This is a genomic window from Faecalimonas umbilicata, from assembly GCF_004346095.1.
GTDB classification, from domain to species: domain Bacteria; phylum Bacillota; class Clostridia; order Lachnospirales; family Lachnospiraceae; genus Faecalimonas; species Faecalimonas umbilicata.
The window spans coordinates 71,574-82,052 of record NZ_SLZV01000012.1; the positions used below are offsets into that span (position 1 = coordinate 71,574).

At 41.4% G+C, this 10,479-nt stretch carries 10 protein-coding genes; 2 read left to right on the forward strand and 8 right to left on the reverse strand.

The window, feature by feature from the left end; genetic code table 11:
- The first annotated feature begins 176 nt into the window (after positions 1–176).
- Positions 177–1,523 carry an extracellular solute-binding protein gene (locus tag EDD74_RS07110; protein WP_009262731.1) on the forward strand — a complete coding sequence of 449 codons (1,347 nt, stop codon included), beginning with the start codon at positions 177–179 and terminating at the stop codon, positions 1,521–1,523.
- A gap of 95 nt (positions 1,524–1,618) precedes the next feature.
- Here EDD74_RS07110 and EDD74_RS07115 read toward each other — a convergent pair whose 3' ends face one another.
- Genes EDD74_RS07115 through EDD74_RS07125 form a run of 3 tightly spaced genes read right to left on the reverse strand, consistent with a single transcriptional unit; the run spans position 1,619 to position 5,588 of the window.
- Positions 1,619–3,139, reverse strand: coding sequence for a response regulator (locus EDD74_RS07115; RefSeq protein ID WP_116441851.1), 1,521 nt, complete (start codon positions 3,137–3,139; stop codon positions 1,619–1,621).
- The gene (locus tag EDD74_RS07120; RefSeq protein ID WP_016440198.1) at positions 3,111–5,063 is read right to left on the reverse strand and encodes a cache domain-containing sensor histidine kinase; all 1,953 of its coding nucleotides are present in this window, start codon (positions 5,061–5,063) and stop codon (positions 3,111–3,113) included. The genes EDD74_RS07115 and EDD74_RS07120 overlap by 29 nt, the downstream gene beginning before the upstream one ends.
- A 12-nt stretch (positions 5,064–5,075) precedes the next feature.
- The gene (locus tag EDD74_RS07125) at positions 5,076–5,588 is read right to left on the reverse strand and encodes a flavodoxin (RefSeq protein WP_008976151.1); all 513 of its coding nucleotides are present in this window, start codon (positions 5,586–5,588) and stop codon (positions 5,076–5,078) included.
- Positions 5,589–5,786: 198 nt separating this feature from the next.
- Here EDD74_RS07125 and EDD74_RS07130 point away from each other — a divergent pair, with 198 nt between their 5' ends.
- Positions 5,787–6,509, forward strand: coding sequence for a GntR family transcriptional regulator (locus tag EDD74_RS07130; protein WP_116441850.1), 723 nt, complete (start codon positions 5,787–5,789; stop codon positions 6,507–6,509).
- Between the two features lie 167 nt (positions 6,510–6,676).
- On the opposite strand, the gene EDD74_RS07135 is transcribed toward EDD74_RS07130, so the two are convergent.
- From EDD74_RS07135 to EDD74_RS07155, 5 genes are all read right to left on the reverse strand, one after another.
- Complete coding sequence (locus EDD74_RS07135; protein ID WP_116441849.1) at positions 6,677–7,405, reverse strand: hypothetical protein; 729 nt, start codon at positions 7,403–7,405, stop codon at positions 6,677–6,679.
- A gap of 151 nt (positions 7,406–7,556) precedes the next feature.
- Positions 7,557–7,994 (reverse strand): arsenate reductase ArsC, encoded by a 438-nt coding sequence (locus EDD74_RS07140; RefSeq protein ID WP_116441848.1) that lies wholly within the window; start codon positions 7,992–7,994, stop codon positions 7,557–7,559.
- Between the two features lie 15 nt (positions 7,995–8,009).
- Positions 8,010–9,023, reverse strand: coding sequence for a permease (locus EDD74_RS07145; RefSeq protein ID WP_116441847.1), 1,014 nt, complete (start codon positions 9,021–9,023; stop codon positions 8,010–8,012).
- Positions 9,024–9,127: 104 nt separating this feature from the next.
- Positions 9,128–9,358: a thioredoxin family protein gene (locus EDD74_RS07150; protein ID WP_008976156.1), complete on the reverse strand. Its 231-nt coding sequence runs from the start codon at positions 9,356–9,358 to the stop codon at positions 9,128–9,130.
- Positions 9,359–9,370: 12 nt separating this feature from the next.
- Positions 9,371–10,309, reverse strand: coding sequence for a CobW family GTP-binding protein (locus EDD74_RS07155; RefSeq protein ID WP_116441846.1), 939 nt, complete (start codon positions 10,307–10,309; stop codon positions 9,371–9,373).
- Positions 10,310–10,479: the final 170 nt, after the last annotated feature.

The following is a 10,479-nucleotide window of genomic DNA, read 5'->3' on the forward strand; positions in this document are numbered from 1 at the left end:
TAACGACGATGTCACCGTTCTTAAAGTCTTCCCGCACCTTTTTTCCTGTCCGCTGTCAAATTCGTCCATATCTTAAAAAATGTGACGTTTTTCGTTAGTTCTGGTTCGTTTCTTTTTCCCTGCAAATCTGTTATGATAAATCCATCAACAAAACGAAGTCAAAGGAGGACTTGATTATGAAGAAGAAACTGATCGCTTCTGTTCTCTGCCTTTCTATGGCTGCCGCTTCTCTTGCAGGCTGCGGCGGATCTGATGGAAATAAAGCAGATACATCCGGAAGCAAAGACAAAGAAAGCAGCAAAGGGAAGGTTGAGCTTACTATCTGGGACACAAGCCGTAACAAAGATGACTGGTACACTTCTATGGAGAAAAAATTTCTTGAGGAACACCCGGATATCACTTTGAATAAAGTTGTCAAAGAAGGCGATCCTGGAAATGAATTTTATCAGGCAGTCGCATCTGGAACTGCACCGGATCTGGTAAACTGTTCCTTTACAATGATGGACTCCTATATGTCCGCCGGAATCTTAGAGCCTCTGAACAAATATACAGATGAGTGGGATGAATGGGGTGACTTTACAAAAGAATATGTCGATATGTTCACAAAAGACGGAAATGTCTACGGCATTCCTAACCTTGTAGCACCAATGCTTTTTGCTTATAATAAGACTTTATTTGAAGAAGCTGGAATCAACGAACCACCAAAAACATGGGACGAAGCTCTTGAGGCAGCTAAGAAGATCAATGATCCAGACAATCAGGTAACCGGATATGCAACACTTGCCGCTGAATGGACAGAATGGTTCTTCCAGTATTATGTATGGCAGGCAGGCGGAGATCTCACAAAGGAAAATGAAGACGGAACTGCCGAACTTACTTTCACAGATCCAGCTGTCATCCAGGCTGCTGAATATTATCAAAAATTAAAGAGTGAAGGAGTTCTCCAGAGCGATCTTACTTTAAAATTCAATGACCTTGTGAAAAACTTTGGTATGGGAAAAATCGGTATGATGCCGTTTGCAGGAGACTGGGTATCTGAGGCGATCACAAATGGAATCGATCCAGATGACATCGGACTTTGCCTTCCACCAGTAGGACCTTCCGGCGAACAGACAACTGCAATCGCAGGAGACTGCTATGTGATCAATGCAAAAACAGATCAGGCAAAAAAAGATGCTGCATGGGAATACATCAGCTATATGACCGGAAAGGAATACCGCTCTTCTTACTTTGAAAACCTTGCAACTAAAGGTGCTCCAAACCCGGTGATCATCCCTAGAGATGACATGAGTATTACAGACTTCTATGAATTCCCGGAAGAATACGCAGAAGTGCTTGAATCTGCAAAATCCATCGGACGTCTGGAATTCTACGGAAAAGCAGACTTTGGAACTTATGTTGACAAAGCTGTACAAAAGATTCTGACAGATCCAAGTGCAGATCCAGAAAAAGAATTCTCAGAAGCACAGAGCCTCTGTGAAAAAGAAGCATTGGAAAAATTCAACGAAGCAAATAAAAAATAATCAAAAAAGTCCTGTCAAACAGTAACCACCGTTTGGCAGGACTTTTTTCTTTGGAAAAATCCACACACTCTCTTTTTTCTGCAACTATGCTGTTTCTAGCGTTCTCTGCACTCTCTTGGTGTCATCCCGGTAAAGTGCTTAAATGCTTTGCTAAAAGACCTCGGATTGTCATATCCGACCATCCCGCATATCTCAATGATCTTATATTCCGAATCTCTCAACAATTCCTGCGCCTTCTGCATGCGCACCTCCGTCAAATATTCTACAAAATTTTCTCCAGTTTTTTCTTTGAACAGACGGCTCAGATAGTTTGGGTGCATATAAAACTGCTCTGCAAGCATATTCAGGCTGATATTTTCATTGTAATGCTGTCGGATAAAACTCTGCATTTCAGAGATGACTCCGCCTCCTACATTTTGCTGATCTGCCTGTCCGATGCATTCCATGATCCATTCCAGATAAGATTCCATATAGCGAAGCACCTCCTGTCCCTCTGCACAGAGCAGCAACTGTTTTAGCGCCTCATTTAAGCGATCATGCAGACTGGACTCCTCCATCCCGATTTCCTTTAAATATCCATTGACTTCTATGACGATCCGGATACATATGGTCTGCAGTTTCAGCACATCCATCTGCTTTTCCTTCTCGAGCTCTTTTAACATCTTCTCCATCCATTTTGCCGCATCGCTGCGCTCTTCCGGTGTATGTAACTTCTGTAAAAAGGCTGTGATCAGTTTTAGCACCTCCACCGCCTCCTCCGCGTAGAGCGTCTCAATATTTTTATAGAAGATAATATTTTTCTTCGTGTCTGCCAGAAGGTATCTCATTGCGCTCTCTGTCTCTTTCCAGGCCTCTGAAAGTCCGTAAATCCCTTTCTTTTCCTTGCTGACCGCAAGCGCCCAGTGCTTTTCTTCACTGCATACCTGCTCTGACACTGACACAAAATAATTCAGCTGCTCTTTTGTTTGAAACGGAATCACTGCAAAAAGCGATCGGTTCCCACTATCTAGTACAATGGTCTCCGGGATCACCGCCAGAATCCGATCCTTCATCAATTTTTTCTGTACTTGAACCTCATCGGTATCTGCTGTCCTCTCTGTCATAAAAATGGATACCCCATACCAGTTTTCCAATTCCGGAAGTCCATATTTCTCTATATCAGCACTGGCATATCCTCTCGCGATTGACAGCAGCAAACCTTCCATCTGTCTTGTATGATCCAATCTCTCTTCCACCAGTTTATTGAGCTTTGTCCGCATCCTATCAAGGAACTGTTCGACTTCCCGCAGATTCACTGGTTTCGTCAGATACTCTACTGCGCCATAACGCATTGCTTCCTTTGCATAATCAAAATCACTGTATCCGCTTAAAATCACACACTGTGTATCAAACTTCTGTTCTCTGATTTCTCTTAACAGATCAATCCCCGACTTCTCCGGCATCCGGATATCTGTAAACACTACATCAATATGCATTTTTCTGAGGATCAAAAGCGCTTCGTCTACGCTTGTAGCAATTGCCGCCACTTCAAATCCATGTTCCTTCCACTTCACAAACTGTGCCATTCCGCGGCACACAATCTCTTCATCATCTACAATCAGAACCTGATAGATCATCTTCCTTCTCCTCTCCGGACAGATTTTTCATATTTTCAGAATATTTTCGGATCGGAAGGATGATTTCTACCTCTGTTCCCTCTCCCTGTCTGCTTTCCATCTGGATTCCATACTCTTCTCCATAGAACAGACGGATCCTCTGATTGACATTTGCCATTCCGATATTTTTACCAGACTGAATCTCCTCATCAATCTGTTTCTGCAATTGTTTCTGTTCTTCTTCTGTCATTCCTTTTCCGTTATCTTTCACTACAATTTTTAATTTTTCTTCCCAATTTGTCACAAGGATTTCAATCTGGCATCCTTTTGCTGCATCATTAAATCCATGGACCACTGCATTTTCCATGATCGGCTGAAGCATAAACTGTGGAATATAACAATCTCTTACATCCGGTTCTATGCTGACACTTAATTCGATCTTATCCTGATGACGGAAATTGATCACTTCCAAGTATACATTCGCATGTTCCAATCCTTCTGACAGCGGGATTGTATTTCCGCCTGTGCGCATTCCCATCCGGCAGAGTTTGCTAAACTGCTCAATCATCCTCGTCACTCTGCTCTCTCCGTTTGCCTCGTACATCGCCTCCCAACGAATAATGTCAAGTGTATTGTACAAAAAATGGGGATTGATCTGCATCAGCATCGCATCTAACTGCGCATTTTTCCAGCTAAGCTGAAGCTTCTGCCGTCGGATCTCCGACAGGTATACCTGTTCGATCAGCTGGTTTGTCCTGTCTGCCATATCATTAAACCGTTCCCCCAGCACAGTGATCTCATCATTTCCACTGATTGGATAACGCACCGTCCACTTTCCCTTTCCCGCTTTATCCATCACCTTGATCAATTGACGGATGGGATCAGAAATACTGCATGTGACATAATAAGAAACGGCAAAGCATGCAAGTACCACACAGATCAACACAAAAATACAGACATTTCTCGTCTGATAAGTCCCCTCCAGGAGTCTGTCCATATTTCCCAGATATACAACAGACATATCTGTCCCCGGTATGTTTTCATAGGCAAACAGGACATCCCTTTCCTCAATTCTTTTTCTCACGGAATCTTTCTGTTTCTCTTTCATATCCTCAAAAATCGTCTTATCCTTCGGAAAAGACGGCGCATAGATACTTGGGGCAAACCCCTGAACCACACTGTCCTTTCCCGTAAGAAACATGTTGCCTTCCGGACCTCCCTCATATCCATCTGCTGCCGCTTCAAAAGCTTCTATATTGATATTAATAAAAAGAACCCCTAGAAATTCTCTCGTATATGGATCGTAAACAGCAACCCCCAGTGTCACTATACTTCCAAATCCATACACACTCTGCTCGTTTTCATAAAACGTCTCACTTTGTCCTGCATCCTCAAACCAAACCGGATATCCATGTTTTTCCTGTGGCTCCTGATAATATGTCTTATTATAAAATTCTGTCAGATTCCTTATCGTTCCTCCCCTGCGATATCCATTTTCCTCCATCATATGATACTGTCTCCCGGGTGTCACAAACTGTACATTTTTAATATGTTTTCTCTGACGGCTCATAGTATACAGCTTCTCCTCGATCAGCGCAATGTTGTCTTCTTTTCCCTTCTCACCGTTCTGATCCGCCTCGGCATTCTCCACAGCAGCCTGCAAGACTCTTGCATCATCATAAAACTGAAGCGCAACATCTTCATATTCCCGCATAATATCTTCCATCTTCAAACAGATGTTTTGCACCTGCATCGCCGCATTCTGCTTCAGATTCCAGATAATCTCTTTTGAATACTTGTCAAAACTAAAAAAAGTGATAAATGCCGCTGCCCCAAGCAACAATCCGAGAAAAGAAAGATTCAGCCGCTTAAAAATACTTTCCTTTCTCAAGATTCTTTTAATAAATTCATTCCATTTCAGGCAGATGTGCTTCCACTGTTTCATGGCATATCCTCTCTATTGATCCGCCCACCGGATAATCTGCTCCCGCTCCTCTTTGACAGAAGAACCGTGGATCGGAAGTCCTTCTTTAACCTCTGCCCCGGCTGCAAGCCGTTTGATGTCTTCCTCACTTCTTCCCATCTTACTTCCTTCATTTGTGCAGAATGGATAAATCGTCTTTCCTGTAAAATCATTGTTCTCCAAAAAAGTCCAGACTGGCATCGGCATTGTTCCGCACCAGTTTGGGTAGCCAATATATATTGTATCGTAAGCAGAAACGGATTTTTCTTCCTTAAGCTTCGGTCTTGCATCCTCAGACAATTCCTTTTTGGAAACTTCTACACATGCTCTATACGCAAAAGGATATCCTGTCTCTGACTCAATTTCAAACAACTCCGCATGCTTATGTGCTGCGATCATCTCCGCTGCGATTTCAGTATTTCCCTTGTCCAGATTGACAATGCTCCCGTTAGAATAATTCTCTCCTTTATGTGAAAAATATGCAACCAGTATTTTTTGTTCTCTCATCTTTCTGCTTCCTCTCCTATTGTTGTATAAAAAATTATTTTCTTTTATCTATTTTACTACAAAACAGCAGGTGCGAGTCAATAGAGAAAGTAAAATTTATGAAATTTTCGTGAATCCATCACTAACATCTTGTTTCTTTTTCATAAATTGTTATAATGAAAGAATAGTCTTTACTTTTCGAAAAAGGAGGAGTTCTCTATGAAAACAATTACAACCTGGGAAACGATTGTTGATACTTTGATTCAGGAATTTGAACATGACGGATATAAAAAAGGAGAAAAAATGCCAAGCGAAAGCAAGATGGCGGCCCGCTTTGATACAACCCGCACAGAAGTCCGGAAAGCATATCTTCACTTAGAAGAAAAAGGCTACATCCACTCTCTGCAAGGCTACGGAAGCTTTTTCTCTGGAAAGAAAGAAAAGATCCGCCTGCTCTTAAATGACAGTCAGAGTTTTCTTGAAAAGATGGATTCCATTGGAATCCACTACCGCACAGAAAATGTCGGTTTTGAGCTGATCAAGGACAATCTGATTGTTTCTGAGATGTTTCAGCTTTCTGAAAAAGAAATGGATTTTCATGATATTTATAAACTGACTCTTCTTCGCTTCGTCGACGATGAACCGGTCGCAATCCGTGTCAGCTATCTTCCGGATTATGCATTTCCAGATCTGGCACAGCGCGGACTTTCCATCACATCCCTTCGCGATTACATGCACGAGTGTGGTTACAATGATTTTACCGACGAGAATTATGAATTTTCTGTCTCTGCTCTTGATAAAAAGGAGCGCGCCCTCTTTGATATCAAAGGCTTTGCCTCCTGCCTTGTCATGAGTTCTAAATGTGTAGATCAGTCAACCGGACGCATACTGGAGATTGCGAGAACTATCTACCGAAGTGATAAATTTGTATTTACTCTATAAAAATCTTTCCGCCACTATACATATTTTTCTATATACAAACAGTGCGTCTGCAAAATCAAACAAGATTTTACAGGCGCACTTAACATTTTTTCACAATTTTTCATCCCTACGAAGCATGAAACCCTCCAAGAAGAATACTTCTTGAAATTTTCTTTCTTCTTATATTCTTACCAAGCTATGTGAGGAAACTCCATGCATTCTTTTGGAACCGCCAGCAATAGCACCACAAAGATTGCCAGTAATACAACACCATATATCCCCAGCCTTCTTCGTTCGTACCGAAACCGCTGTCCTTCCTCATATCCGGAATACCAGAATAGAATCACAGCCATCACTCCTGCTCCCTGAAAAATCACCATCAGATCTCCGAGGCACCTCAATGTAAATGCAATTATGACCACAGCCGCAATTCCTAGAAGAAGCAGAATTTTCTTTCTACGGGACATCTCTTTCTTTGGATGGCGTTTCATGTACTTCTCTCTGATCCGACCTGAAAAAAATCCCAAAAAATATCCAATCCACAACAATACCCAAAAATAGAATGTGATACTTCTATGAAATGCATTTGCCATATCCACACTGAGAAACTTTGTCATATCTAAAAACAACGTCTCCAGAAACGAGGCACATGATAACCAAAATCCTGATAACATCCATCGTTTTGCCTCCAGCATCCAAACCTCAAGCTGGTTGCATTTTCTCCGGTCTAATTTGTGTCTGCTTATTTGAATACACAAATACAAGAAATAGACTCCCGATACAAGAAGCGGTACTAAATACAGCAAACGGATACTATACACCGTCCATGCCAGCAATCTGTCTGTAAAAAACATTCCAATTCCGACAAGTAACAGCCAGATCCACCTCTCCCTTTCTTCTTTTTCCTGATTTTGCATCGTATCCTTCCTCTCTTTTCTGCTACAAATATCATTCTAGATTTTTCATCTGCCATTTCCTTTTATCATAGCAGAAAAAAGAGGAAATTTCATTCTTTTTCAAAATTTTTTCCTACCGAATACATAAAAATATCCTGTTGTATAATCACATCTATGTACAACTGTAAGAAGCATCCCCTCGCAATGTTTCTTTCAACTTTCGTACCTTCTCCTCGATGCTGTTTATCACTTTCAAAAATTCTTCATCCCCTTTTCCCGTCGGATCTTCCAGTCCCCAGTCTTCTGTATACTGCCCCGGAACACACGGACATGTTACGTTACATCCCATAGTGATCACTACGTCCGGTTTTGGAATATCCGATAACAGTTTATTGTACTGTGTCTCTTCCATATCAATCCCATATATCTGTTTCATAAGCCTGACTGCATCCGGATTGATCTGTTTTTTTAATTTTGTACCCGCAGAATAACTTTCAAATACGTCAGATGCCAGCAGTTTCCCAAGTGCTTCTGCCATCTGGCTCCGACAGGAATTGTGTACACATACAAATGCCACTTTGGGTTTGCTCTCATAGGTTTGCTTATTCATTCTCTTCTCCTTCTCTTATAAAAATACAGACTGAAACAAATTAAACAAGTATCCCACCATCACGATTCCAGTCGTACAGATTGTTGCAAATGCTGCCAGTAATTTTGGTTTGACTGCTTTTCGCAGCATGATCATAGACGGCAGACTTAACGTTGTCACAGCCATCATAAAACTTAAAATTGTTCCAAGCTGTGCTCCCTTTGAAAGAAGCGCTTCTGCTACCGGTATCGTTCCAAAAATATCTGCATACATCGGAACTCCCACCAGAACTGCCAGAATCACTCCAAACGGATTGTCATTTCCGAGAATTTTTTCAATCCATTGTTCCGAAATCCAGTTGTGGATCACAGCTCCGATCCCGACTCCGACCAAAATATATGGAAACACCTTCCGAAAAGTCGTTTCTACTTGTGTCTTTGCATACAGTAGTCGATCCTTTTTTGTCAGTTTCGGCGCGTCTATCTCTATGCCAGATGCATTTCTAATAAATTCCTCTACATATTTTTCCATATGTAATTTTTCAATGATCGTTCCTCCGAGCACCGCCACAATGATTCCCAGCACTACATATACAACAGCCACCTTTCCTCCAAAGATGCTCATAAGAAGAACAAGACTCCCCAGATCGACCATCGGGGAAGAAATCAAGAAAGAAAATGTCACACCAAGAGGCAGCCCTGCGCTTGTGAATCCCATAAATAGCGGAATCGAAGAGCAGGAGCAAAACGGAGTGACAGTTCCTAAAAGTGCAGCGACCATATTTGCCCCGCTTCCATGAAAACGCCCCAAAATTTTTTTGCTTCTTTCCGGTGGAAAATAACTTTGAATATAGGAAATGACAAAAATCAGCAGACACAGCAAGATCGCAATTTTGATCAGATCATACAGAAAGAATAAGATGCTTCCACCTGCCCTTGATGAAAGGTCAAGACCTGCCACCGCAAGTCCATTCCCAATCAGTTCCCTGAGCCACTGCATGCCAAGTACTTGATTTTGAATAAATTCCCATATTTCTTTCACAAATTCCATATAGCCCTCTCCCATTCATACATTTAAATATATCAATATATTCTTTAAAAAAATGTGTCACTTGCAGCACAAACGAAGTTTCTGCTGCATTGACCACCTCTATTTTATTTTAAAAATCGTATAATTTCATCTTTTTTAGCCATTCGCCCAGACACAACTAACTTCCCGTCAATCATGAGCGAAGGAGCCGACATAACTCCGAGCTTTACAATTTCCAATAGATCTTCCACTTTTTCTACTTCTGCGTCACATCCGGTCTCCGCTACGGCTTCCCGCACATGTTCATACAATTTATCACAAGTTTCACATCCTGCACCAATCACTTTAATCTTCATGCGCTTTCTCCTTTAATTTCTCAACTTCATTTCAGTTCCTACGTATTCCTGCCATGCTGAAAGGATCTTCTTGATAATCATCGGTCCTATTTTGGAAATAAACACTAATTGTGACTTTTCAAATGCCTCCGATTCTTTATAATCTATCAGTGTTCCTACTACATCCACCTGCGTCCACCCGGTTTCCGTCAAATTGCAAAATCCTTTCACGCGATGGACATCCGGTGCGATCACAGTTAAAAATTCATTCAGCTTTTGCCGATCAATTTGCCCGTCATACTCCATAAATATAGATTTTGGTTTTGTTTCTACGGAATTCGTCGTCTCTTCACCTTCTGCCCACTCATAGATCAGCAGATCTTTCTTTAAAAAAGAATCATCTATCTCCCCGTTAGCACTTGTCTTCATTTCGCAGACCGGATTGATTTCTCTGATTTTCTCCTCGACCTTCTCAATCTGTTTTTCACCGACAAGATCCGTCTTTGTGATCACTGCCAGGTGACAGTGTTTTAACTGGCGAAAAGCAGTCTCTTCCTCTTTGACCTGTTCTAGAAAATTTACCGCATCCACAAAACAGATGACTCCTCTGAAATCATATTCTTTTCCAGATACGATCTTAGCTGCCTCCAAAATCTCCTGCACATTCGAAGGATCCCCCCATCCGGAACTCTCCACGAACAAATACTCAAAATCCTGTGCCGCCATCTCAGCCAACGCCTGCACAAAATTCAGCTTCAGGCAGGAACAGAAGATCGATCCTCGGTTTATCTCCACCATCTGAATCTCGTCATTTCGTAAAATGGTTCCGTCGATTCCCAGCTTCCCAAATTCATTCTGGATAATCCCAATCCGATGTCCTTTCAATATCTCCAAAAGCTTTAACAGCACTGTTGTTTTCCCTGATCCTAAAAATCCTGTCAAAACATATAATTTCGTGTCTGCTCTATACATAATCTCCCTCCCTAATAAATCAAGTCTTTTTTCCTTTAAAATAAAGGTTTTTTAAAGTTTCTATCTCAGATGAATGAACAAGAATCATGGATATTTCTCTGTATCTGGTACGAAAATAGCTAGTTTAGGGTATACGAAATAAAACGTCTTTTTTATTCGTTTTAAATGGC

Excerpts from the sequence above, each read along its gene's own strand:
- EDD74_RS07110 (WP_009262731.1), top strand. The coding sequence starts at position 177 with ATGAAGAAGAAACTGATCGCTTCTGTTCTCTGCCTTTCTATGGCTGCC.
- EDD74_RS07115 (WP_116441851.1), bottom strand. The coding sequence starts at position 3,139 with ATGATCTATCAGGTTCTGATTGTAGATGATGAAGAGATTGTGTGCCGC.
- EDD74_RS07120 (WP_016440198.1), bottom strand. The coding sequence starts at position 5,063 with ATGAAACAGTGGAAGCACATCTGCCTGAAATGGAATGAATTTATTAAA.
- EDD74_RS07125 (WP_008976151.1), bottom strand. The coding sequence starts at position 5,588 with ATGAGAGAACAAAAAATACTGGTTGCATATTTTTCACATAAAGGAGAG.
- EDD74_RS07130 (WP_116441850.1), top strand. The coding sequence starts at position 5,787 with ATGAAAACAATTACAACCTGGGAAACGATTGTTGATACTTTGATTCAG.
- EDD74_RS07135 (WP_116441849.1), bottom strand. The coding sequence starts at position 7,405 with ATGCAAAATCAGGAAAAAGAAGAAAGGGAGAGGTGGATCTGGCTGTTA.
- EDD74_RS07140 (WP_116441848.1), bottom strand. The coding sequence starts at position 7,994 with ATGAATAAGCAAACCTATGAGAGCAAACCCAAAGTGGCATTTGTATGT.
- EDD74_RS07145 (WP_116441847.1), bottom strand. The coding sequence starts at position 9,023 with ATGGAATTTGTGAAAGAAATATGGGAATTTATTCAAAATCAAGTACTT.
- EDD74_RS07150 (WP_008976156.1), bottom strand. The coding sequence starts at position 9,358 with ATGAAGATTAAAGTGATTGGTGCAGGATGTGAAACTTGTGATAAATTG.
- EDD74_RS07155 (WP_116441846.1), bottom strand. The coding sequence starts at position 10,309 with ATGTATAGAGCAGACACGAAATTATATGTTTTGACAGGATTTTTAGGA.